The 22,951-nt window shown below is 62.5% G+C and carries 19 protein-coding genes; 15 read left to right on the forward strand and 4 right to left on the reverse strand.

What is annotated here, in order from left to right:
- Nucleotides 1-77: 77 nt before the first annotated feature.
- Nucleotides 78-1,427, forward strand: coding sequence for a CoA transferase (locus BTN82_RS22535; protein WP_075121292.1), 1,350 nt, complete (start codon nucleotides 78-80; stop codon nucleotides 1,425-1,427).
- 187 nt (nucleotides 1,428-1,614) lie between these two features.
- Here the strand turns inward: BTN82_RS22535 and BTN82_RS22540 are convergent, their stop codons facing one another.
- Together BTN82_RS22540 and arcD (BTN82_RS22545) are read right to left on the reverse strand one after the other, a co-directional pair.
- Entirely contained in the window at nucleotides 1,615-2,442 is an 828-nt protein-coding gene (locus tag BTN82_RS22540; protein WP_261793010.1) for a DNA-3-methyladenine glycosylase family protein, read from the reverse strand.
- Nucleotides 2,443-2,477: 35 nt separating this feature from the next.
- Complete coding sequence (arcD, locus tag BTN82_RS22545) at nucleotides 2,478-3,905, reverse strand: arginine-ornithine antiporter (protein ID WP_075121294.1); 1,428 nt, start codon at nucleotides 3,903-3,905, stop codon at nucleotides 2,478-2,480.
- A 448-nt stretch (nucleotides 3,906-4,353) separates the two neighbouring features.
- Here arcD (BTN82_RS22545) and arcD (BTN82_RS22550) point away from each other — a divergent pair, with 448 nt between their 5' ends.
- From arcD (BTN82_RS22550) to BTN82_RS22605, 12 genes are all read left to right on the forward strand, one after another.
- Nucleotides 4,354-5,781 carry an arginine-ornithine antiporter gene (gene arcD / locus BTN82_RS22550; RefSeq protein ID WP_075121295.1) on the forward strand — a complete coding sequence of 476 codons (1,428 nt, stop codon included), beginning with the start codon at nucleotides 4,354-4,356 and terminating at the stop codon, nucleotides 5,779-5,781.
- A 42-nt stretch (nucleotides 5,782-5,823) separates the two neighbouring features.
- A complete protein-coding gene (arcA, locus tag BTN82_RS22555) occupies nucleotides 5,824-7,080 on the forward strand; it encodes an arginine deiminase (protein ID WP_075121296.1) in 1,257 nt (418 codons plus the stop codon).
- A 169-nt stretch (nucleotides 7,081-7,249) separates the two neighbouring features.
- Nucleotides 7,250-8,260: an ornithine carbamoyltransferase gene (locus BTN82_RS22560; RefSeq protein ID WP_075121297.1), complete on the forward strand. Its 1,011-nt coding sequence runs from the start codon at nucleotides 7,250-7,252 to the stop codon at nucleotides 8,258-8,260.
- A 144-nt stretch (nucleotides 8,261-8,404) separates the two neighbouring features.
- Nucleotides 8,405-9,334: a carbamate kinase gene (gene arcC, locus BTN82_RS22565; protein WP_075121298.1), complete on the forward strand. Its 930-nt coding sequence runs from the start codon at nucleotides 8,405-8,407 to the stop codon at nucleotides 9,332-9,334.
- A 63-nt stretch (nucleotides 9,335-9,397) separates the two neighbouring features.
- On the forward strand, nucleotides 9,398-9,760 hold the full coding sequence (locus tag BTN82_RS22570) for a DUF5064 family protein (protein ID WP_075121299.1): 363 nt from the start codon (nucleotides 9,398-9,400) through the stop codon (nucleotides 9,758-9,760).
- 212 nt (nucleotides 9,761-9,972) lie between these two features.
- Nucleotides 9,973-11,481, forward strand: a complete 1,509-nt coding sequence (locus BTN82_RS22575; RefSeq protein ID WP_075121300.1) for a sigma-54-dependent transcriptional regulator — start codon at nucleotides 9,973-9,975, stop codon at nucleotides 11,479-11,481.
- A gap of 423 nt (nucleotides 11,482-11,904) precedes the next feature.
- Nucleotides 11,905-12,288: a glycine cleavage system protein GcvH gene (gene gcvH / locus BTN82_RS22580; protein WP_075121301.1), complete on the forward strand. Its 384-nt coding sequence runs from the start codon at nucleotides 11,905-11,907 to the stop codon at nucleotides 12,286-12,288.
- A 9-nt stretch (nucleotides 12,289-12,297) separates the two neighbouring features.
- The gene (gcvP, locus tag BTN82_RS22585; protein WP_075121302.1) at nucleotides 12,298-15,159 is read left to right on the forward strand and encodes an aminomethyl-transferring glycine dehydrogenase; all 2,862 of its coding nucleotides are present in this window, start codon (nucleotides 12,298-12,300) and stop codon (nucleotides 15,157-15,159) included.
- A gap of 165 nt (nucleotides 15,160-15,324) precedes the next feature.
- Nucleotides 15,325-16,701 carry an L-serine ammonia-lyase gene (locus tag BTN82_RS22590; RefSeq protein ID WP_075121303.1) on the forward strand — a complete coding sequence of 459 codons (1,377 nt, stop codon included), beginning with the start codon at nucleotides 15,325-15,327 and terminating at the stop codon, nucleotides 16,699-16,701.
- 40 nt (nucleotides 16,702-16,741) lie between these two features.
- Complete coding sequence (gene gcvT / locus BTN82_RS22595; protein ID WP_075121304.1) at nucleotides 16,742-17,866, forward strand: glycine cleavage system aminomethyltransferase GcvT; 1,125 nt, start codon at nucleotides 16,742-16,744, stop codon at nucleotides 17,864-17,866.
- A gap of 393 nt (nucleotides 17,867-18,259) precedes the next feature.
- Nucleotides 18,260-18,472 (forward strand): cold-shock protein, encoded by a 213-nt coding sequence (locus tag BTN82_RS22600; RefSeq protein WP_007931076.1) that lies wholly within the window; start codon nucleotides 18,260-18,262, stop codon nucleotides 18,470-18,472.
- A gap of 93 nt (nucleotides 18,473-18,565) precedes the next feature.
- Nucleotides 18,566-19,054 (forward strand): RDD family protein, encoded by a 489-nt coding sequence (locus BTN82_RS22605; RefSeq protein ID WP_075121305.1) that lies wholly within the window; start codon nucleotides 18,566-18,568, stop codon nucleotides 19,052-19,054.
- Nucleotides 19,055-19,113: 59 nt separating this feature from the next.
- Here BTN82_RS22605 and nadA read toward each other — a convergent pair whose 3' ends face one another.
- Nucleotides 19,114-20,172 (reverse strand): quinolinate synthase NadA, encoded by a 1,059-nt coding sequence (gene nadA, locus BTN82_RS22610; protein WP_075121306.1) that lies wholly within the window; start codon nucleotides 20,170-20,172, stop codon nucleotides 19,114-19,116.
- A gap of 290 nt (nucleotides 20,173-20,462) precedes the next feature.
- Nucleotides 20,463-20,753: a hypothetical protein gene (locus BTN82_RS31205; protein WP_148169604.1), complete on the reverse strand. Its 291-nt coding sequence runs from the start codon at nucleotides 20,751-20,753 to the stop codon at nucleotides 20,463-20,465.
- Nucleotides 20,754-20,887: 134 nt separating this feature from the next.
- On the opposite strand from BTN82_RS31205, the gene BTN82_RS22615 reads away from it, so the two are divergent.
- Both BTN82_RS22615 and BTN82_RS22620 read left to right on the forward strand, forming a co-directional pair.
- On the forward strand, nucleotides 20,888-21,193 hold the full coding sequence (locus BTN82_RS22615) for a hypothetical protein (RefSeq protein WP_075121307.1): 306 nt from the start codon (nucleotides 20,888-20,890) through the stop codon (nucleotides 21,191-21,193).
- 500 nt (nucleotides 21,194-21,693) lie between these two features.
- Nucleotides 21,694-22,950 carry an HlyD family secretion protein gene (locus tag BTN82_RS22620; RefSeq protein ID WP_075121382.1) on the forward strand — a complete coding sequence of 419 codons (1,257 nt, stop codon included), beginning with the start codon at nucleotides 21,694-21,696 and terminating at the stop codon, nucleotides 22,948-22,950.
- Nucleotide 22,951 lies beyond the last annotated feature (1 nt).

Below are 22,951 nucleotides of genomic sequence, written 5' to 3' on the forward strand. Positions count from 1 at the left end.
AGTCCGTGCGCCGTGGCAAGGCTGCGGCGCCTCGCCTTTTTGCTCTATGCTGCCCCCTCTCTTGCGGAGGGCCAGCAATGACCGATGTTCTGTCGTCTATCCAAGCCGCGCTTGGCTTGCCTCGTACCCCGATCCTGTTTACCTCGAGCGGCGCCCTGCCCTCGGCCTTCGCCGTGACCGAACTGGCCAGCGCCAGCATCGCCGCGGCCGGCCAGGCCACGGCCGAACTGCTGCTCGGCCAGACCGGGCGCCTACCGGCGCTCTGCGTCGACCGCCGCCTTGCCTCCTTCTGGTTCGCCACCTCGCTGCGCCCGCTTGGCTGGAGCGTGCCGCCGTTGTGGGACCCGGTCGCCGGCGACTACGCCACCCGCGACGGCTGGATTCGCCTGCACACCAACGCGCCCCATCATCGCCAGGCGGCCGAACAGGTGCTGGGGCCGGTCGCGGATCGTCCGGCGATGGCCGCCAGGGTCGCCCAGTGGCACAGCGGCGAACTGGAGCAGGCGGTGGTCGCGGCCGGCGGCTGCGCGGCCGAGATGCGCAGCTGGGGCGACTGGCAGGCCCACCCCCAGGGGCAGGCGGTGAATGCCGAGCCGCTGGTGCATTTCACTGCGCCCGCTAACGGCCCGGTGCGGCAATGGAGCGGGACCCTGGCGCAACCTTTGGCCGGCATCAAAGTGCTGGACCTGACTCGGGTCCTGGCCGGCCCCATCGCCAGCCGCTTCCTCGCCGGGCTGGGCGCCGACGTGCTGCGCATCGACCCGCCGCACTGGAACGAGCCGGGCGTGGTCCCGGAAGTCACCCTGGGCAAACGCTGCGCCCGCCTGAACCTGCACGACGCCGCCGATCGCCAGGTATTCGACGCCCTGCTGGGCGAAGCCGACCTGCTGCTGCACGGCTACCGTGGCGATGCCCTGGAACGCCTCGGCTACGGCGCCGCCGAGCGCCTGCGCCTTGCCCCGGGGCTGATCGATGTGAGCCTGAATGCCTACGGCTGGAGCGGGCCCTGGCAGAACCGCCGCGGCTTCGACAGCCTGGTGCAGATGAGCTGCGGCATCGCCGAGGCCGGCCAGCGCTGGCAACAGGCCGATAAACCGGTACCGCTGCCGGTCCAGGCCCTGGACCACGCCACCGGTTACCTGATGGCCGCCGCCGCGCTCCAGGCCCTCAACGCCCAGCTGCAAACCGGGGCCACCGGCAGCGCGCGGCTCTCCCTGGCACGGACCGCGAAGCTGTTGACCGAGCACTCCAGCGGCGCCGCCGAAGAGGCCCTGCGGGGCGAAGACCAGGCCGATCAGGGGTTGCTGGTGGAACAGACGCCCTGGGGCCCGGCCCATCGCCTGCACGTGCCGTTGCAGATCAGCGGCACGCCGTTGCAATGGGCGCGCCCGGCCAGCGAACTGGGCGCCCACCGCGCGCAATGGTAGCCCTCGCCGCCTGCCGTAGCCCTGTAACCCTGTAGCCGCTGCCGAGCGTAGCGAGGCTGCGTACGACTGCGCAGCAGGCGCAAAACCAGAACACTCGGTTTCCCTGAATTTCCGTGTGGCCCATTTTGCGGCCGCTGCGCGACCGTACGCAGCCTCGCAGGCTCGGCAGCAGCTACAGGGCATGGGTTCAAGGGGCCGCGAACGCGGTCCATAAATGCTGCGCCGCATAACCGCGCCAGGGGCGCCAGGCTTCGGCGCGGGCCAGCAACTGACGAGCCGTGACCGGCCCGCCTTCCAGCGCCGCCAGGGCATTGAGCAGGCCGACGTCGGCCGCGGGAAACGCATCCGCTTCGCGGAATTGGCGCAGGGCCACGTAATGCGCGGTCCAGTCGCCAACGCCCCACAGCGCCAGCAAGGCCGACAGGCTGTGCTCGAGATCGGCCTTGGGCGCAAACAGCTGCGGGTCGTCGAGCACCGCCTGGGCCACGCCGGACAAGGTTCGCCCACGACTGCGCGGCATGCCCAGGCTCGCCAGGTCGGCGCCGGCCATCCGCGCCGGCTCGGGGAACACATGGCTCAAGCCCGCCGGCGCCGCCACGCAACGCAGCGGCTGGCCGTACTGCGCCACCAGCTTGCCCGCCAGGCGAATGGCCGCGCCCACCGTGATCTGCTGCCCCAATACCGCGCGCACCGCCAGCTCGAAGCCGTCCCAGGCGCCGGGCACGCGCAGCCCCGGACGGGCAGCGATCAAACGCGCCAGCAGCGGGTCGGCGCACAAGTGCCGATGGATCGGTGCCAAGTCAGCGTCCAGGTCCAGCAGACGACGAATGCGCGCCACGATCTGCGCCTTGGCCAGGGGGTCGGGAAAATCCAGGGTCAGGACCAGCGCCTCGCTGTCGCCCGGGGCCACGCTGAACCAGCCGTGCCCGCCGTCGAAGCTGATGCTGCGCGAATAACGGTCGCCGCTGACTGTCTCCAGCCCTTCGATGGCCCGCATCCGGAGAAAGTCCAGCATCGCCGGCCAATCGTAAGGTGGCCGATAAACCAGCCTCACAGCGACAGCACGCCGCTGTACAGGCCATAGGCGGCCAGCGTCGCGCCGACCACCACACAGGCGAAAATGCCTTTTTCGATGCCGGTGAACAGCGGCTCGCCCTGCTCGCGCTTGGCCTTGGCGAAGAGGATGACCCCCGGAGCGTAGAGCAAGGCCGACAACAGCAAGTACTTGACCCCGCCGGCGTACAACAGCCAGACCGCGTAGCACAGCGCGACCCCGCCGATGCACAGGTCTTTCATGCGCTCGGCCGACGCGTGTTCGTAGGTCTCGCCCCGCCCGCTGAGCAATACCGCATAGGCCGCCGACCACAGGTAAGGCACCAGGATCATCGACGACGCAAGGTAGATCAGGCTGGTGTAGGTCCCGGCGGAAAACAGGGTGATCAGCAGGAACACCTGGATCATGCAGTTGGTCAGCCACAGGGCGTTGACCGGCACATGGTTGGCGTTCTCGCGGCGCAGGAACTCCGGCATGGTCCGGTCGCGGGCGGTGGCGAACAGGATCTCGGCGCACAGCAGCGCCCACGACAACAAGGCACCGATCAGGGAAACCGCCAGGCCGACGCTGATCAGCAACGCGCCCCAGGGCCCGACGATGTGCTCCAGCACCGCTGCCAGCGACGGATTCTGCAAGGTCGCCAGTTCCGGCTGGCTCATGATCCCCAGCGACAGCACGTTGACCAGCACCAGCAGGGCCAGCACGCCGACGAAGCCGATCACCGTGGCCCGGCCGACGTCCGCGCGCTTCTCGGCCCGGGCCGAATAGACGCTGGCGCCCTCGATGCCGATGAACACAAAGACCGTGACCAGCATCATGTTGCGCACCTGGTCCATCACCCCACCGAAGCTCGGGTTGCTGCGCCCCCAGATGTCGCGGGTGAAAATGTCCGCCTTGAACGCCACGGCGGCAATCACGATGAACATCACCAGCGGCACGATCTTGGCCACGGTGGTCAGCAGGTTGATGAACGCCGCTTCCTTGATCCCACGCAGCACCAAAAAGTGCACGGCCCACAGCAACACCGAGGCGCAGGCGATGGCGACCGGCGTGTTGCCCTGGCCGAAGATCGGGAAGAAATAGCCCAGGGTGCTGAACAACAACACGAAGTAGCCGACATTGCCCAGCCAGGCACTGATCCAGTAACCCCAGGCCGACGAAAACCCCATGTAGTCGCCGAACCCCGCCTTGGCATAGGCGTACACCCCCGAGTCGAGTTCGGGCTTGCGGTTGGCCAGGGTCTGGAACACGAAGGCCAGGGTCAACATGCCCACCGCGGTGATTGCCCAGCCGATCAGGATCGCCCCGGCATCCGCGCGGGCCGCCATGTTCTGGGGCAAGGAAAAGATCCCGCCGCCGATCATCGAGCCCACCACCAGGGCGATCAGGGCACCGAGCCGCAGTTTTTGCGTGGTTTGTGGCATGCCTACCTCTGCGTCCAGTCAAATTGTCCGACAACAAACTATATGCAATTAAATACTTTCCACAGCGTGGCAACGAACTAAAAGAGTCAATTATTTATCTTTTGCGACCCCGTCGACATGACACCGATCACAACATGCTGAATGCATGTGAATTTCAATATGGATAAAGTCCAAGTGCCATCAGCGCTCGACTGCCCTTATAACTTTTTAACCAGTTGCACATTCTAGAAAGCGAACTAGCTTCAATCTGGCGTCAATGAGAAGACCTGTCATCCAGGCTCATAAAGCCCTCTGGAATGGTGTTTTCAGGCTCACCTCCCGTTACTGCAAAGACTGCTTAAGTCATTCATTCACAATGGAATGTCGCAATGACCTGATCTAAGTCAGCTGTTTGAACAGTGCGCAGATTTACTCTGACATCTCTCTTCTCCTGCAATGGAGTCACGCAATGTCTGACACTCCCGGAAAACTACGACTTGGTGCGTTAGTCGCCTTGGTAGTCGGCTCGATGATCGGTGGCGGGATCTTTTCGTTGCCACAAAACATGGCAGCAAGTGCCGATGTAGGCGCTGTTCTTATTGGTTGGGCCATTACCGCTGTCGGTATGTTGACGCTGGCCTTCGTGTTCCAGACCCTGGCCAACCGCAAACCCGATCTGGACGGCGGCGTTTACGCCTACGCCAAGGCAGGGTTCGGTGACTACATGGGCTTCTCGTCGGCCTGGGGCTACTGGATCAGTGCCTGGCTGGGCAACGTGGGGTACTTCGTACTCTTGTTCAGCACCCTGGGCTACTTCTTCCCGATCTTCGGCGAGGGGAACACGCCTGCCGCGGTGATCGGCGCCTCGGTGCTGCTGTGGGCCGTGCACTTTTTGGTGCTGCGCGGCATCAAGGAAGCAGCGTTCATCAACCTGGTGACCACGGTCGCCAAGGTGGTGCCTCTGCTGCTGTTCGTGCTGATCGCGCTGTTCGCCTTCAAGCTGGACATCTTCACCGCGGATATCTGGGGCATGAAGAACCCTGACCTGGGCAGCGTGATGAACCAGGTGCGCAACATGATGCTGGTCACCGTCTGGGTGTTCATCGGCATCGAAGGCGCGAGCATCTTCTCTTCCCGCGCGGAAAAACGCTCCGACGTGGGCAAGGCCACCGTGATCGGCTTCATCACCGTGCTGCTGTTCCTGGTGCTGGTGAACGTGCTGTCGCTGGGCATCATGACCCAGCCGGAACTGGCGAAACTGCAGAACCCGTCGATGGCCGCGGTGCTGGAGCATGTGGTCGGCCACTGGGGCGCGGTGCTGATCAGCGTCGGCCTGATCATCTCGCTGCTGGGGGCGCTGCTGTCGTGGGTGCTGCTGTGCGCGGAGATCATGTTCGCCGCGGCCAAGGACCACACCATGCCGGAGTTCTTGCGCCGCGAGAACGCCAACCACGTACCGGTCAACGCCCTGTGGCTGACCAATGCCATGGTGCAGATTTTCCTGGTCATCACCCTGTTCTCGGCCAGCACCTACCTGTCGCTGATCTATCTCGCCACCTCGATGATCCTGGTGCCCTACCTGTGGTCGGCGGCCTATGCGGTGCTGCTGGCGGTGCGCGGCGAAACCTACGAAGCGGCCCTGGCCGAACGCAAGAAAGACCTGTTCATCGGCGCCATCGCCCTGGTCTACGCGATCTGGCTGCTGTACGCCGGCGGGGTCAAGTACCTGCTGCTCTCCGCCCTGCTCTATGCCCCCGGCGCGATCCTGTTCGCCAAGGCCAAGCTGGAGTTGGGCAAACCGATTTTCACCAACGTCGAGAAGCTGATTTTCGCCGCAGTGGTCATAGGCGCCCTCGCGGCCGCCTACGGTCTCTACGACGGCTTCCTGACCCTGTAATCGCAAGATTGTGTTTCTTACTACCTCTGGAGGATCACTGTAATGACCACGGAAAAAGTTAAGTACGGCGTCCATTCCGAAGCCGGCAAACTGCGCAAAGTCATGGTTTGCTCCCCAGGCCTGGCCCATCAGCGGCTGACTCCGAACAACTGCGACGAACTGCTGTTCGATGATGTGATCTGGGTCAACCAGGCCAAGCGCGACCATTTCGACTTCGTCACCAAAATGCGCGAGCGCGGGATCGAAGTCCTGGAAATGCACAACCTGCTGACCGATACCATCCAGAACCCCGAAGCCCTGAAATGGATCCTGGATCGCAAGATCACCCCCGACACCGTCGGCGTCGGCCTGACCAACGAAGTGCGCAGCTGGCTCGAAGGCCTGGAGCCGCGCAAGCTCGCCGAGTTCCTGATCGGCGGCGTGGCCGGCGAGGACCTGCCGGAAAGCGAAGGCGCCAGCGTGATCAAGATGTACCGCGACTACCTGGGCCACTCCAGCTTCCTGCTGCCGCCGTTGCCCAACACCCAGTTCACCCGCGACACCACTTGCTGGATCTATGGCGGCGTGACGCTGAACCCGATGTACTGGCCAGCCCGCCGCCAGGAAACCCTGCTGGCCAGCGCCATCTATAAATTCCACCCCGAGTTCACCCACGCCGAATTCGACATCTGGTACGGCGACCCGGACAAGGATCACGGCCAGGCCACTCTCGAGGGCGGTGACGTCATGCCGATCGGCAATGGCGTGGTGCTGATCGGCATGGGCGAGCGCTCCTCGCGCCAGGCCATCGGCCAGCTCGCGCAATCCCTGTTCGCCAAGGGCGCGGTGGAAAAAGTGGTAGTGGCCGGCCTGCCGAAATCCCGCGCGGCGATGCACCTGGATACCGTGTTCAGCTTCTGCGACCGCGACCTGGTCACGGTCTTCCCGGAAGTGGTCAAGGAAATCGTGCCGTTCGTCATCCGCCCTGACAGCAGCAAGCCCTATGGCATGGACGTGCGACGGGAGAACAAATCCTTCCTCGACGTCGTGGCCGAGTCCCTGAACCTCAAGCAACTGCGCGTGGTGGAAACCGGCGGCAACAGCTTCGCCGCCGAGCGCGAGCAGTGGGACGACGGCAACAACGTGGTGGCCCTGGAACCGGGCGTGGTCATCGGCTATGACCGCAACACCTACACCAACACCCTGCTGCGCAAGGCCGGCGTGGAAGTGATCACCATCAGCGCCGGCGAACTGGGCCGCGGCCGCGGCGGCGGCCACTGCATGACCTGCCCGATCGTGCGCGACCCGATCGACTACTAATCAATTAACCACAACCCGACGCTGTGAAAGCGTAGCGAGCGCAGGAAAGACAAGGCAAAAACAGGCGAGGAAGCGGAGTCTACTGGTTGTAAATGAGCATTCCGAGCCTGTTTTTAACGCAGTATTTCCAAGCGCAGTAGCTTTCACAGTGTCGGGAAGGAGAATCATCATGGCTTTCAATATCCACAACCGTAACCTGCTCAGCCTCGAACACCACACCCCGCGCGAGCTGCGCTACCTGCTCGACCTGTCCCGCGACCTCAAGCGCGCCAAGTACACCGGCACCGAGCAGCAGCACCTCAAGGGCAACAACATCGCGCTGATCTTCGAGAAGACCTCGACCCGCACCCGCTGCGCCTTCGAGGTGGCCGCCTACGACCAGGGCGCCAACGTTACCTACATCGACCCGAACTCGTCGCAGATCGGCCACAAGGAAAGCATGAAGGACACCGCCCGCGTGCTGGGGCGCATGTACGACGCCATCGAGTACCGCGGCTTCAAGCAGGAGATCGTCGAAGAGCTGGCGAAATTCGCCGGGGTCCCGGTGTTCAACGGCCTGACCGACGAATACCACCCGACCCAGATGATCGCCGACGTGCTGACCATGCGCGAACACGCCGACAAGCCGATCCACGACATCAGCTACGCCTACCTGGGCGATGCCCGCAACAACATGGGCAACTCGCTGCTGCTGGTGGGCGCCAAGCTCGGCATGGACGTGCGCATCTGCGCGCCGAAGGCCCTGTGGCCCCATGACGACCTGGTCGAGCGTTGCAAAAAATACGCAGCCGAAAGCGGTGCCCGCATCACCCTCACCGACGACCCGAAAGCCGCGGTCAAGGGCGTCGACTTCATCCACACCGACGTCTGGGTCTCCATGGGCGAACCGGTGGAAGCCTGGGCCGAGCGCATCCAGCAACTGCTGCCGTACCAGGTCAACACCGAGCTGATGAAGGCCACCGGCAACCCGCGGACCAAGTTCATGCACTGCCTGCCGGCGTTCCACAACAGCGACACCAAGGTCGGCAAGCAGATCGCCGAGCAGTATCCGCACCTGGCCAACGGCATCGAAGTCACCGACGACGTGTTCGAGTCGCCGGCCTGCATCGCCTTCGAGCAGGCGGAAAACCGCATGCACACCATCAAGGCGATCCTGGTCTCGACCCTGGCTGACCTGTAAATCCGACGTCGGGGCCGATCGCCTGGCGATCGGCCCCCAATCTGTAGGAGCGAGGCTTGCCCGCGATGGCGTCACACCTGACACCACACGATCGCCGGCAAGCCGCGCGCCCACGGGATCACCGAATTCTGGAAGGAATGCATTATGCGTATCGTCGTTGCACTGGGCGGTAACGCCCTCCTGCGCCGTGGTGAACCCATGACCGCGGACAATCAACGCGCCAATATCCGGATCGCCACCGAACAGATCGCCAAGATCCACCCTGGCAACCAGCTGGTCATCGCCCACGGCAACGGTCCGCAAGTCGGCCTGCTGTCGTTGCAGGCGGCGGCCTACACCTCGGTATCGCCGTACCCGCTGGACGTGCTCGGCGCCGAAACCGAAGGCATGATCGGCTACATCATCGAACAGGAACTGGGCAACCTGCTGGACTTCGAAGTGCCCTTCGCCACCTTGCTGACCCAGGTCGAAGTCGACGCCAAGGACCCCGCGTTCCAGAACCCGACCAAGCCCATCGGCCCGGTCTACAGCAAGGAAGAAGCGGAAAGACTCGCCAAGGAAAAAGGCTGGGCCATCGCCCCCGACGGCGACAAGTACCGCCGCGTGGTGGCCAGCCCGAAACCCAAGCGCATCTTCGAGATCCGCCCGATCAAGTGGCTGCTGGACAAGAGCAGCATCGTGATCTGCGCCGGCGGTGGCGGTATCCCGACCATGTACGGCGAGGACGGCAAACTCAGGGGCATCGAGGCCGTCATCGACAAGGACCTGTGCTCGGCGCTGCTGGCCGAACAGCTGGAAGCCGACCTGCTGGTGATCGCCACCGACGTCAACGCGGCCTTTATCGACTGGGGCAAGCCGTCGCAGAAAGCCATCGCCCAGGCGCACCCGGACGAAATGGAAAAACTCGGCTTCGCCGCCGGCTCTATGGGACCCAAGGTCCAGGCGGCCTGCGAGTTCGCCCGCCACACTGGAAAAGTCGCGGTGATCGGTTCACTCTCGGATATCGAGGCGATTGTCCAGGGCAAGGCCGGCACCCGCATCAGCACGGCCAAACCGGGCATCACTTACCTATAAAAAAGCCACTCCGGGGGCAGATCCAGAGTCTGTCCCTGTCCCATGCCTTGAAAGGAGAGAGCCATGGCCCAGTTCGAACCCGGTCATCTACACATCGAGCGACATGCGCTGACCAAGGACGATGTCAGCTACAACATCTGCATCGACTACGAGGTCGCGCAAGATCCCAAGGAAGGCAAGGGGATGCAGTTCAAAATGCACGGAACGATCCAGGGCAAGGAGGTCAACGAACCGTTCTTCCTGCCCAAGGATCAGGCTTACAACTTCGCCAGCAACGTGACGAAAATCGCCGAGAACTATGGGATTCCCAAGGCCCTGAGCAGCATCGGTTCGCTGCACAAGTACTACGACGCGATGTTCGAGGATGTGCGGGTGCAGTTGAATATGAAATCCGGCGACCCGGTGAAGCCCGAACACCTGGAGTGATTCCCTGTCCGCTTACGTGTAGGAGAGAGGCTTGCCCGCGAAAGTCGTCGACGATGACGCGGGAAGCCTGATCCGCCGCGGCGTCCTCAAGCTCATCGCGAGCAAGCTTCGCTCCTACACAAGCCCTGGCAGACCGTACGGCGCATTTCACCAAACCCCTCCCGCCAAGGCATACTTGCCACCCTCCGTTTTCCAGAACCGTCAGCCACCCCATGCGTATCCACGTCAGTTTCATCGACCGCGTCGGCATCACCCAGGAAGTCCTGGCCCTGCTCGGTGGACGCAACCTCAATCTGGATGCGGTGGAAATGGTTCCCCCCAACGTCTACATCGACGCTCCGACCCTCAGCCCGCAGGTGCTGGAAGAATTGCGCGACGCGCTGTTCAGCGTGCGCGGCGTGCAGGCGGTGACCGTGGTCGACATTCTCCCCGGCCAGCGCCGCCACCTGCAGCTCGATGCCCTGCTGGCGGCCATGACCGACCCGGTGCTGGCCCTGGACAGCGCCGGCAAGGTGCTGCTGGCCAACCCGGCGCTGATTGCCCTCTACGGCCGCGAACCGGCCGGGGAAAGCGTCGCCGAGCTGTTCGACGATCCGGCATTGCTGGACACCCTGCTGGAACAGGGTTTTCGCCTGCCCCTGCGGGAAATCACCCTCAATGGCCAGACCCTGTTGCTGGACGCTACGCCGATCACCGACGCCGGCGCGCTGCTGACGTTGTATCAGCCCAACCGCATCGGCGAGCGGCTGTCGGCGCTGCACCATGACCATGCCGAGGGTTTCGACGCCCTGCTCGGCGAATCACCGGCCATCCGCACCCTCAAGGCCCGCGCCCAGCGTGTCGCCGCGCTGGACGCGCCGCTGCTGATCCAGGGCGAAACCGGCACCGGCAAGGAACTGGTGGCCCGCGCCTGCCACGCCATCAGCGCGCGGCACAATGCGCCGTTCCTCGCGCTGAACTGCGCTGCCCTGCCGGAAAACCTCGCCGAAAGCGAGCTGTTCGGGTATGCCCCCGGGGCCTTTACCGGCGCCCAGCGCGGCGGCAAGCCGGGGCTGATGGAGCTGGCCAACCAGGGCACGGTGTTTCTCGACGAGATCGGCGAGATGTCGCCTTACCTGCAGGCCAAGCTGTTGCGGTTTCTCAACGACGGCAGCTTCCGCCGGGTCGGCGGCGACCGCGAGATCAAGGTCAATGTACGCATCCTCAGCGCCACCCACCGCAACCTGGAAAAGATGGTCGCCGAAGGCAGTTTCCGCGAAGACCTGTTCTATCGCCTGAACGTGCTGAATGTGGAAGTCCCGCCGCTGCGCGAGCGCGGCCAGGACATCCTGCTGCTGGCGCGCTATTTCATGCAGCAAGCCTGCGCGCAAATCCAGCGCCCGATCTGCCGCCTGGCGCCCGGCACCTACCCGGCGCTGCTGGACAACCGCTGGCCCGGCAACGTGCGCCAGTTGCAGAACGTGATCTTCCGCGCGGCGGCGATCTGCGAAAGCAGCCTGGTGGACATCGGCGACCTGGACATCGCCGGCACCTCGGTGGCACGCCAGAACGACAGCGAAGTCGAAAGCCTGGAACAGGCCGTCGAAGAGTTCGAGAAGGCGCTGCTCGAGGGCCTCTACGTCAACTACCCCTCGACCCGCCAGCTCGCCAGCCGCCTGCAGACCTCCCACACCGCCATCGCCCATCGCCTGCGCAAATACGGCATCCCCAACAAGCCCTGAAGCAGACTGCTCTTTTGTAGGAGCGAAGCTTGCTCGCGATGAACGTGAGAACGCCGCATGACTGCTGAGGCACCGCGTCGTCCTTGAGAGCTATCGCGAGCAAGCTTCGCTCCTACAAAAAAAGCGCGAAAAGCGACCTCTACCTGTACTGAAAGCGCTACAGCGGAACGATATCGCTACAGACGCTCTTCATAGGCACTGCGCAAGGCTTTGATCCCCATAGGCTTTTTCCAAGGCATGCAGCTGTAGCGATTTCGCTACAGCTATCAAAATCAAGCTTCCGGAAAATCATCATAAGTTATTGATTAATAACAACTAATAAACATTGGCCGCGTTTTTGCTAAGGGATTACCCATTCGGCTCTGCCCCGCATGAGCATTCAATCGCGTCCACCAGACGAATCTGGCCCCTTGAGGAGTTTCCATGAGCGAGTTGCGTTTTACTGAAGATCACGAATGGCTGCGTACCGAAGCCGACGGCAGCGTTACCGTCGGCATCACGGCTTTCGCGCAAAACGCCCTGGGCGATGTGGTGTTCGTGCAATTGCCGGAGCTGCAGGTCTACGACAAGGGTGCGGAAGCCGCCACCGTGGAATCGGTAAAAGCCGCCAGCGGTGTGTACATGCCCCTGGACGGTGAAGTGGTCGCCACCAACCCGGCCCTGGAAGACAGCCCGGAACTGGTCAACGAAGACCCGCTGGGCGAAGGCTGGTTCTTCCGCTTCATTCCCGCGGACGCCGCCGCTGTCGGCCAATTGCTGGATCAGGACGCCTACGACCGCCTGATCAAAGCCAACGCCGAAGCCTGAGGAGCCGCCATGAGCATCAAGCCAAACCTGAACACCGCCAACGAATTCATCGCGCGCCACATCGGCCCCCGCGCCGGCGACGAGCAAGCCATGCTCAACAGCCTGGGCTTCGACTCCCTGGAAGCCCTGAGCGCCAGCGTAATTCCCGACAGCATCAAGGGCACCAGCGTGCTCGACCTGCCGGCCGGGCAGAGCGAAGCCGACGCACTGGCCTCGATCAAGGCCATCGCCGCGAAAAACCAGCTGTTCAAGACCTACATCGGCCAGGGCTACTACAACTGCCATACGCCGTCGCCGATCCTGCGCAACCTCCTGGAAAACCCGGCCTGGTACACCGCCTACACCCCGTACCAGCCAGAGATTTCCCAGGGTCGCCTGGAAGCGCTGCTGAACTTCCAGACCCTGATCAGCGACCTCACCGGCCTGCCGATCGCCAACGCCTCCCTGCTCGACGAAGCCACCGCCGCCGCCGAAGCCATGACCTTCTGCAAGCGCCTGAGCAAGAACAAGGGCAGCCACGTCTTCTTCGCCTCCATCCACTGCCATCCGCAGACCCTCGACGTACTGCGTACCCGCGCCGAGCCGCTGGGTATCGACGTGGTGGTCGGCGACGAGCGCGAACTGAGCGATGTCAGCGCCTTCTTCGGCGCCCTGCTGCAATACCCGGCGAGCAACGGTGACCTGTTCGACTACCGCCAACTGACCGAGCGTTTCCACGCCGCCAATGCCCTGGTGGCGGTCGCCGCCGACCTGCTGGCGCTGACCGTGCTGACCCCGCCGGGCGAATTCGGCGCCGACGTGGCCATCGGCAGCGCCCAGCGCTTCGGCGTGCCACTGGGCTTCGGCGGCCCGCATGCCGCTTACTTCTCCACCAAGGACGCGTTCAAGCGCGACATGCCGGGCCGTCTGGTCGGCGTTTCCGTGGACCGTTTCGGCAAGCCGGCGCTGCGCCTGGCCATGCAGACCCGCGAGCAACATATCCGTCGCGAGAAAGCCACCAGCAACATCTGCACCGCCCAGGTCCTGCTGGCCAACATCGCCAGCATGTACGCCGTGTATCACGGCCCCGAAGGCCTGACCCGGATTGCCCAACGCATCCACCAGCTGACCTCGATCCTGGCCCAGGGCCTGAGCAAACTGGGGGTCAAGGTCGAGCAAGAGAGTTTCTTCGACACCCTGACCCTGCACACCGGCGCGCGTACCGCGGCGTTGCACGACCAGGCACGCGCCCAGCGTATCAACCTGCGGGTGATCGACGCCGAGCGCCTCGGCCTGTCGCTGGATGAAACCACCGGCCAGGCCGATATTGAAACCCTCTGGAGCCTGCTGGCCGACGGCCAGGCCCTGCCGGACTTCGCCGCGCTGGCCACCACCGCGCAGAGCCGCATCCCGCCAGCGCTGGTGCGCCAGTCGGCGATCCTCAGCCACCCGGTGTTCAACCGCTACCACTCGGAAACCGAGCTGATGCGCTACCTGCGCAAGCTGGCCGACAAGGACCTGGCGCTGGACCGCACCATGATCCCGCTGGGCTCGTGCACCATGAAGCTCAACGCCGCCAGCGAAATGATCCCGATCACCTGGGCCGAATTCGGTGCCCTGCACCCGTTCGCCCCGGCCGAGCAAAGCGCCGGTTACCAGCAGCTGACCTCCGAGCTGGAAGCCATGCTCTGCGCCGCCACCGGCTACGACGCGGTGTCCCTGCAACCGAACGCCGGCTCCCAGGGCGAGTACGCCGGCCTCTTGGCCATCCGTGCCTATCACCAGAGCCGCGGCGACGACCGTCGCGACATCTGCCTGATCCCGTCCTCCGCCCACGGCACCAACCCGGCCACCGCCAACATGGCCGGCATGCGCGTGGTAGTCACCGCCTGCGATGCCCGCGGCAACGTCGATATCGAAGACCTGCGGGCCAAGGCCATCGAGCACCGCGAACACCTCGCCGCGCTGATGATCACCTACCCGTCGACCCACGGCGTGTTCGAGGAAGGCATCCGCGAAATCTGCGGCATCATTCACGACAACGGCGGCCAGGTGTACATCGACGGCGCCAACATGAACGCCATGGTCGGCCTCTGCGCCCCGGGCAAGTTCGGCGGCGACGTGTCGCACCTGAACCTGCACAAGACCTTCTGCATTCCCCACGGCGGCGGCGGCCCGGGCGTCGGCCCGATCGGCGTCAAGTCGCACCTGGCGCCGTTCCTGCCTGGCCACGCGGCCATGGAGCGCAAGGAAGGCGCGGTCTGCGCCGCGCCGTTCGGCAGCGCGAGCATCCTGCCGATCACCTGGATGTACATCCGCATGATGGGCGGCGAAGGCCTCAAGCGCGCCTCGCAGTTGGCGATCCTCAATGCCAACTACATCTCCCGGCGCCTGGAGGAGCACTACCCGGTGCTCTACACCGGCAGCAACGGCCTGGTGGCCCACGAGTGCATCCTCGACCTGCGCCCGCTCAAGGACAGCAGCGGCATCAGCGTCGACGACGTCGCCAAGCGCTTGATCGACTTCGGCTTCCACGCCCCGACCATGTCGTTCCCGGTAGCTGGCACCCTGATGATCGAGCCGACCGAAAGCGAATCCAGGGAAGAACTGGACCGCTTCTGCGACGCCATGATCCGCATCCGCGAAGAAATCCGCGCGGTGGAAAACGGCAGCCTGGACAAGGACGACAACCCGCTGAAAAACGCCCCGCACACCGCGGCGGAAATCGTCGGTGAATGGTCGCACCCCTATAGCCGCGAACAGGCGGTGTACCCGGTGGCCTCGCTGGTCGAAGGCAAGTACTGGCCGCCTGTGGGCCGGGTCGACAACGTGTTCGGCGACCGCAACCTGGTCTGCGCCTGCCCGTCGATCGAAAGCTACCAGGACGCGTAAGACGGCCTAGCCGTCCATCGCGGGCCAGCCTCGCTCCTACAGTTTCTGCGTATACCTTGTAGGAGCGAGCTTGCTCGCGATGAGCGCCAAGGCGCTCGACGCGCAAATGCACCATCCGTTTCCCCCTGCGTGCCGATCCACACAATAAGAAACCGGAGAACCAACATGTCCCTGAGCGTGTTCGACCTGTTCAAGATTGGCATCGGTCCCTCCAGCTCCCACACCGTCGGTCCGATGCGCGCAGCCGCGCGCTTCGTCGAGGGTCTGCGGCGCGACGAGCTGCTGGCTGCCACCACCTGCGTCAAGGTCGAGCTGTACGGCTCGCTCGGCGCCACCGGCAAGGGCCACGGCAGCGACAAGGCCGTGCTCCTGGGTCTGGAAGGTGAACACCCGGATACCGTGGACACTGAAAACATCTCGGCCCGCCTGCAGGAAATACGCAGCAGCGGCCAGCTCAACCTGCTCGGCGAACGCCTCATCGCGTTCAACGAGAAAGAACACCTGGCGATGATCCGCAAGCCCCTGGCCTATCACCCCAACGGCATGATCTTTCGCGCCTTCGACGCCGCCGGCCTGCAAGTCCGCAGCCGCGAGTACTACTCGGTAGGCGGCGGTTTCGTGGTCGACGAGGACGCCGCGGGGGCCGACCGCATCGTCGAAGACACCACAAAACTGACCTTCCCCTTCAAGAGCGCCAAGGACTTGCTCGGCCATTGCGCTACCTACGGGCTGTCCATCAGCCAGGTGATGATGACCAACGAAAACGCTTGGCGTCCGGAAGCGGAAACCCGCGCCGGCCTGCTGAGTATCTGGCAGGTGATGCAGGACTGCGTGGACGCGGGCTGTCGCAACGAAGGCGTCCTGGCCGGCGGCCTGAAGGTCAAGCGCCGCGCGGCCGCCCTTTACCGCCAGCTGTGCAAGCACCCCGAAGCGGCCTTGCGCGACGCGCTGTCGGTACTGGACTGGGTCAACCTGTACGCCCTGGCGGTCAACGAAGAAAACGCCAACGGCGGGCGTGTGGTCACCGCGCCCACCAATGGCGCCGCCGGCATCGTCCCGGCGGTGCTGCACTACTACATGCGCTTCATCCCCGGCGCCAACGAAGACGGGGTGGTGCGCTTCCTGCTGACCGCCGCCGCCATCGGCATTCTGTACAAGGAAAATGCCTCTATCTCGGGCGCCGAAGTCGGCTGCCAGGGCGAGGTCGGCGTCGCCTGTTCGATGGCGGCCGGCGCCTTGTGCGAAGTCCTCGGCGGCACCGTGCAACAAGTGGAAAACGCCGCCGAGATCGGCATGGAACACAACCTCGGCCTGACCTGTGACCCCATCGGTGGCCTGGTGCAGGTGCCCTGCATCGAGCGCAACGCCATGGGCTCGGTCAAGGCGATCAACGCGGCGCGCATGGCCTTGCGGGGCGACGGGCAACATTTCGTGTCCCTCGACAAGGTCATTCGCACCATGCGCCAGACCGGCGCCGACATGAAAAGCAAATACAAGGAAACCGCCCGCGGCGGTTTGGCAGTCAACATTATCGAGTGCTGATGCCGGCACACGCGCATCTCACGTTTACCAGGAGCTGAACATGTCCACCGAAATACTGTTGAAGACCCCGCTGCATGCGCTGCACCTCGAGCTCGGCGCGCGCATGGTGCCGTTCGCCGGCTACGACATGCCCGTGCAATACCCGCTGGGCGTGATGAAGGAACACCAGCACACCCGCGAGCAGGCCGGCCTGTTCGACGTCTCGCACATGGGGCAGATCCGCCTGACCGGCGCCAACGCCGCCCAGGCCCTGGAAACCCTGGTGCCGGTAGACATCATCGACCTGCCCGTGGGCATGCAGCGCTATGCCATGTTCACCAACGAAAGCGGTGGCATCCTCGACGACCTGATGGTCGCCAACCTGGGTAACGACGAGCTGTTCCTGGTGGTCAACGCCGCCTGCAAGGATCAGGACCTGGCCCATCTGCGCCAGCACATCGGCCAGGCATGCCGCATCGAGCCGCTGTTCGAGGAGCGGGCCCTGCTCGCCCTGCAAGGTCCGGCGGCCGTCACCGTTCTGGCGCGCCTGGCGCCGGAAGTGGCGAAAATGACCTTCATGCAATTCACCCGCGTGAAGCTGCTGGGCGAGGACTGCTTTGTCAGCCGTTCGGGCTACACCGGTGAAGACGGTTTCGAAATCTCCGTACCGGCCGCCGCGGCCGAAACACTGGCCCGCGCCCTGCTGGCCGAGCCGGAAGTGGCCGCCATCGGCCTCGGCGCACGCGACTCGCTGCGCCTGGAAGCCGGCCTGTGCCTGTATGGCCACGACATGAACAGCCAGACCACGCCGATCGAAGCCAGCCTGCTGTGGGCCATCTCCAAGCCGCGCCGCGCCGATGGCGTACGGGCCGGCGGTTTTCCCGGCGCCGAACAGGTGTTCGCCCAACAACTCAAGGGGGTGAGCCGCAAGCGCGTGGGCCTGCTGCCCCAGGAACGTACCCCGGTGCGTGAAGGCGCGGAAATCGTCGATGAAGCAGGCACTGTGATCGGTAGCGTCTGCAGCGGCGGCTTTGGGCCGACCCTGGGCGGTCCGTTGGCGATGGGTTACCTCGATAGCGCCTATGTCGCACTCGATACGCCAGTCTGGGCAATTGTTCGTGGGAAAAAGGTGCCAATGCTTGTAAGCAAAATGCCATTCGTTGCACAACGCTATTATCGAGGTTGAGTAGCTGTTTCCTTAAGTAACGCGGTTGCGTTAAAAGTGCACTAATCTGTAACGCAACCGCCATAAAACAGTGCATTTCTTCGATATTGAACTTGCCTTATAACAGCTGAAAACAATTGAACAACTCTATCGAATAAGGGCGAACGGCTAGTACCGGCAAACAGCCGCCAGGCTGAACAAAACCGGGTGTTTCGCAGGGCTTGTATTTTCTCCCATAGTTGGCGTAGAGTTTCCCCACTGTGTTTGCATGGGTCGCTTGGAATCGTGACCTGGGCAGTAGCCAACAAGTTTGCTACACCCGTTCGACGTCTCTTACTTTCCTGCAACCCAGCCCAGTACTCTTTCATGAGAAAGAGACTGTCATTAATTTTTTAGCGTCAAAGGAAATAAGAAATGTCCCAACGTCAGAGCGGTACCGTCAAGTGGTTTAACGACGAGAAAGGTTTTGGTTTTATCACTCCAGAAAGCGGTCCGGATCTGTTCGTGCATTTCCGCGCCATTCAGGGCAACGGCTTCAAAAGCCTGAAAGAAGGCCAGAAAGTAACCTTCATCGCTGTGCAGGGCCAAAAAGGCATGCAGGCTGACGAAGTACAAGCTGAAGGCTGATCGTCTGTAACGAAAAAGCCCCTGATGCTGACATCAGGGGCTTTTTTGTGCGCGCAATTCCGTAATATGGCTTCTTTTTCTTGGAGCCCTGCCATGTCGAAACCCTTGCTGAGCCCCCAGGGCGAATTTCCCGCTGCTGGTCTGGGCCGCCGTCTGGCAGCGATGTTCTACGATTTCCTGCTGTGCACCGCCTTGCTGATTGTCACAGGCGGCATCTATAAAATGATCCAACTGCAGATCCTCGGCGAAACGCGGATGCGCGCCCTGACCGAGTCCGGCGCCCTGGATGGCGACCCCCTCTACTCGACCGTCCTGTTGTTTGTGCTGTTCGCCTTCTTCGCCAAGTTCTGGACCCATTCCGGGCAGACCTTGGGCATGCAAGTCTGGGGCATACGCGTGCAGAACGCCGACGGCAGTCGCATCAGCCTGTGGCAAGCGCTCTTGCGTTTCATGGTTTCGATCGCGTCCTGGCTGTGCGCCGGGCTGGGTTTCCTCTGGGTCCTGATCGACAAACAGCAACGCAGCTGGCACGACATCTACTCCTCCAGCCAGATCGTGCGTATCCCCAAACAGAAAAAGTAGCCAGCCACCAACAAAAACGCCCCGAACCGTCGGGGCGTTTTTTGTGCTGTCAGCAATGATCAGGCATTGCCCGCCAACTTCATCCGCGCAGCCTGGGTGAAATCGAGCATGCGCTTGAGTGGCCGGATCGCCTGGGGAATCAACGCCGGGTCCACGAATATCTCGTTACTGCCTTCACGCAGGCACTGCAGGGTGCGCTCCAGGGTGTTCATGGCCATCCATGGGCAATGGGCACAGCTGCGGCAAGCCGCGCCGTTACCCGCCGTAGGCGCTTCGATAAACACCTTGTCCGGGCACAGCTGCTGCATCTTGTAGAAAATGCCGCGGTCGGTGGCCACGATCAGCGTCTTGTTCGGCAGGCGTTGCGCAGCGGCAATCAGCTGGCTGGTGGAGCCCACCGCGTCCGCCAGTTCGATCACCGAAGTCGGCGACTCCGGGTGAACCAGAATGGCCGCATCGGGATAGAGCGCCTTCATGTCTTCCAGCTGCTTGGACTTGAACTCCTCGTGGACGATGCAGGCGCCGTCCCACAGCAGCATATCGGCACCGGTCTGGCGCTGAATATAGGTTCCCAGGTGCTTGTCCGGTCCCCAGATGATGGTCTCGCCGTTATCCATCAGGCTCTCGACGATCTCCAGCGCGCAACTGGAGGTCACGACCCAGTCGGCACGTGCTTTGACCGCGGCCGAGGTATTGGCGTAGACCACGACGGTACGTTCCGGGTGCTGGTCGCAGAACGTCGAGAACTCGTCCACCGGGCATCCCAGGTCGAGGGAGCAGGTCGCTTCCAGCGTGGGCATCAGCACACGCTTCTCGGGGTTGAGAATCTTCGCCGTCTCGCCCATGAATTTTACCCCAGCGACCACCACGGTCTTGGCCGGGTGAGCGTTGCCGAAACGGGCCATTTCCAGGGAGTCGGATACACAGCCGCCGGTTTCTTCGGCCAGGGCCTGAATCACCGGGTCACAGTAGAAATGCGCCACCAATACCGCATCCTGAGCCTTGAGCTCGGCGGCGATGGCAGCACGGTAATGAGCCTCCTCGGCAGCGCTGAGCGGTTTCGGCTGCTTGGCGTCGAGATGGGCTTGAACCAGAAGGCGTTCGGAAATTTGCGTCATGTTCGCAAGACCTGCAGGCGCCTAGGCGCGAAAGTCGAGTATACCACCGGCTCCGGACCGTTCAGGGCCCCGCCGGGAGAGTGAGTTCATCAGGCACGGATAGTGTCGAAGCTGCGCAAGGCTACAGAATATCCAGAGGATTCAAAAGACCATTCTGACCTGCGCCGCAGTTACCACACCGACCCCGAGCAATGGGAAATCCGCAGGGTTTTCTTCAGTCGATAATCCTCGGCATATCAATAAATTCAGTATGGGATTGCACACCTCATCAGATTCAGGAGGACGGCATCTCAGTCTTTTCTGATTTCTTCATGGATATTTTTTACGCAATTATTTGCATCGAATGCAGTTGCATCGCATTCAATCCAAACATCACCCAACACAGTGAGACTACTCATGAAAGAACTGAACGAAATGGAAATTGGATATATCAGTGGTGCTACTAATGAGTTGTCACCGGCAATACCGGAGTTCGGCTTCAATAAGGATAAGGTAGTGGGTATCACACCAACAGTTCCCCCAACAGGCTGCATATTCTGGAGGCCTGTCACCCAAGGGTCGATTGAAGGGCGTCCAGGCATTCCTACCTCCTGGTGGCGCTAATACTCAAGCCTCACCTTAACGCTCATATAGAAGATGCAGGGTTTGCTGCTCCCCGGGAAACTCTCAAGTAGGTAAGACATCACTACTTTCCCTTCTAAAAAAGGTAGAACAGATGAAAGAACTAACCAGCAGTGAGATTGAAGCTGTTTCCGGAGCCCTCTCGTTACAGGAGTCGATCGCCGGCAGTGCGATCGGCGCCATTGGAGGTAGCTGGGTCGGCGCCATCGCCGGCGGCAAATTCGGCGCAAGTGCCGGCGGCTGGATCGTCGGCGGTATCGCCGCCGGTGTCGGTATGCTCTACGGAACGGTTCTCGGCGGTCTCGGCGGTTTAATCGGCGGCGCCTTTGTAGGCCCTGACCGTGCCGTCGACATTGCGGTTGAAGCAGGCCGTATCCTGTTCGGCAATTCGAAGGTCTGATCTACCCCTGTGCGTCTACCCAGCTGTAACAGGTAGACGCCTTCATCTTTTCGCCACAATAGATCATGGTTACTAATGACCGATTGTGATCTCTACATAATCAAGTGCGGCATAACTCAACTCACGGATCACGCTGTATAAAAGACTACTTCCAACCGAGATATCGTTAGGCATCGAAAGACAGAAGCCAACAGTACCTCTCAAACACATCACCCTAGCATAAGAAACTAAAAGCAAAGACTGTCCATACCTAACTCACCTATACAAAACCAATATGGACGCCATCCTAGGCCAAAGGCATTAAAGACATAAGTTCTCCTCACGACTAACCAGTACAACAGAAAAGCAATTCCCTAACAGAGCGTCTGCCAACTACGCAACCCTCTTACAGAAACAACCCCACTGATTGATAGCAACCCTAATTACATATTCTCGCCTCCTCATAACCACCGAACTTACATGCTCAATGACAGGACGTTCCCCCGATGACCCAAATGGCCTTGTTCCGCCAGGAGGCGCTCGACGCGCAACATGCCAGCGGACTGGGCGAGATCGTTCTGATCCGTCCCGTTTCCTTCTCGTTCCTGACGCTGCTGGCGACAGCAATGGCTTTGATGGTCGTCGGATTTTTCCTACTCGGCAGCTACACCAAGCGCAGCACCGTCAGCGGCCAACTGGTCCCGGCCAACGGCCAGGTCAAGGTGCATGCTCCACAACCGGGCATCGTGCTGGAGAAGTTTGTCCATGAAGGCCAGAGGGTGAAACGCGGGGAACGCCTGATGATTCTCTCCAGCGAACGCTACGGCAGCGACGCAGGGCCGGTACAAGCTGGTATCAGTCGCACGCTCGAACAACGTCGCGACTCCCTGCGCGACGAGCTCGAGAAGATCCGCCGCCTACAGGCGGACGAGCGCGACAGCCTGACCAGCAAGGTGTCCAGCCTACAACGCGAGCTCGCCACCCTCTTTGCGCAAACCGATAGCCAACAGCGCCTGCTGGCGCTGGCCAGCGATGCCGTCGAGCGTTACCAGGGACTGATGGACAAGGGCTACATTTCCATGGACCAGTTGCAACAGCGCCAGGCCGAACTCCTCGGCCAGCGCCAGACCCTGCAAGGCCTGGAACGTGAGCGCACGTCCCTGCAACAGCAGTCCACCGAACGCCGCAACGAACTAGCAGGCTTGCCGGCACGCCAGGCGAACCAGCTCGCGGAAATCCGTCGCCAGCTTTCGACCCTGGAGCAGGACCTGGCGGAAAGCGAGGCCAAACGCACGCTGCTGATCATCGCCCCGGAAACCGGGATCGCCACTGCCGTGCTCGCCGAAGCGGGCCAGACCGTGGACAGCTCACGTCCGCTGCTGAGTATCGTGCCAGCCGACAGCCCCCTGCAGGCGGAGCTCTACGCCCCGAGCAAGTCCATTGGTTTCATCAAGCCAGGAGACTCGGTGCTGATCCGCTATCAGGCCTACCCCTACCAGAAGTTCGGCCAGTACCACGGCCAGGTGCAATCGATCTCCCGCACTAGCGTGTCGCTGGCCGAACTGTCCAGCATGATCGGTGGTGTGCCGGGACTGGGCCAGGACGGCGAGCAGCTGTACCGCTTGCGCGTCAGCCTCGACCAACAAGCGGCCACCGCCTACGGGCAGCCTCGGCCGTTGCAGAGCGGCATGCTGCTCGACGCGGACATTCTCCAGGACACCCGACATTTATATGAATGGGTGCTGGAACCGCTCTACAGCCTGACCGGCAAACTTTAGG

This window comes from Pseudomonas chlororaphis, from assembly GCF_001921865.1.
GTDB classification, from domain to species: Bacteria; Pseudomonadota; Gammaproteobacteria; order Pseudomonadales; family Pseudomonadaceae; genus Aquipseudomonas; species Aquipseudomonas chlororaphis_D.

What these genes read in the sequence shown, in the direction of transcription:
- arcA (WP_075121296.1), top strand. Translation starts at nt 5,824, where the DNA reads ATGACCACGGAAAAAGTTAAGTACGGCGTCCATTCCGAAGCCGGCAAA.
- arcD (WP_075121294.1), bottom strand. Translation starts at nt 3,905, where the DNA reads ATGCCACAAACCACGCAAAAACTGCGGCTCGGTGCCCTGATCGCCCTG.
- BTN82_RS22590 (WP_075121303.1), top strand. Translation starts at nt 15,325, where the DNA reads ATGTCCCTGAGCGTGTTCGACCTGTTCAAGATTGGCATCGGTCCCTCC.
- BTN82_RS22605 (WP_075121305.1), top strand. Translation starts at nt 18,566, where the DNA reads ATGTCGAAACCCTTGCTGAGCCCCCAGGGCGAATTTCCCGCTGCTGGT.
- nadA (WP_075121306.1), bottom strand. Translation starts at nt 20,172, where the DNA reads ATGACGCAAATTTCCGAACGCCTTCTGGTTCAAGCCCATCTCGACGCC.
- BTN82_RS22535 (WP_075121292.1), top strand. Translation starts at nt 78, where the DNA reads ATGACCGATGTTCTGTCGTCTATCCAAGCCGCGCTTGGCTTGCCTCGT.
- gcvH (WP_075121301.1), top strand. Translation starts at nt 11,905, where the DNA reads ATGAGCGAGTTGCGTTTTACTGAAGATCACGAATGGCTGCGTACCGAA.
- BTN82_RS22615 (WP_075121307.1), top strand. Translation starts at nt 20,888, where the DNA reads ATGAAAGAACTAACCAGCAGTGAGATTGAAGCTGTTTCCGGAGCCCTC.
- arcD (WP_075121295.1), top strand. Translation starts at nt 4,354, where the DNA reads ATGTCTGACACTCCCGGAAAACTACGACTTGGTGCGTTAGTCGCCTTG.
- BTN82_RS22575 (WP_075121300.1), top strand. Translation starts at nt 9,973, where the DNA reads ATGCGTATCCACGTCAGTTTCATCGACCGCGTCGGCATCACCCAGGAA.
- BTN82_RS22560 (WP_075121297.1), top strand. Translation starts at nt 7,250, where the DNA reads ATGGCTTTCAATATCCACAACCGTAACCTGCTCAGCCTCGAACACCAC.
- arcC (WP_075121298.1), top strand. Translation starts at nt 8,405, where the DNA reads ATGCGTATCGTCGTTGCACTGGGCGGTAACGCCCTCCTGCGCCGTGGT.
- BTN82_RS22540 (WP_261793010.1), bottom strand. Translation starts at nt 2,442, where the DNA reads ATGCTGGACTTTCTCCGGATGCGGGCCATCGAAGGGCTGGAGACAGTC.
- BTN82_RS22570 (WP_075121299.1), top strand. Translation starts at nt 9,398, where the DNA reads ATGGCCCAGTTCGAACCCGGTCATCTACACATCGAGCGACATGCGCTG.
- BTN82_RS31205 (WP_148169604.1), bottom strand. Translation starts at nt 20,753, where the DNA reads ATGCCTGGACGCCCTTCAATCGACCCTTGGGTGACAGGCCTCCAGAAT.
- BTN82_RS22600 (WP_007931076.1), top strand. Translation starts at nt 18,260, where the DNA reads ATGTCCCAACGTCAGAGCGGTACCGTCAAGTGGTTTAACGACGAGAAA.
- gcvP (WP_075121302.1), top strand. Translation starts at nt 12,298, where the DNA reads ATGAGCATCAAGCCAAACCTGAACACCGCCAACGAATTCATCGCGCGC.
- gcvT (WP_075121304.1), top strand. Translation starts at nt 16,742, where the DNA reads ATGTCCACCGAAATACTGTTGAAGACCCCGCTGCATGCGCTGCACCTC.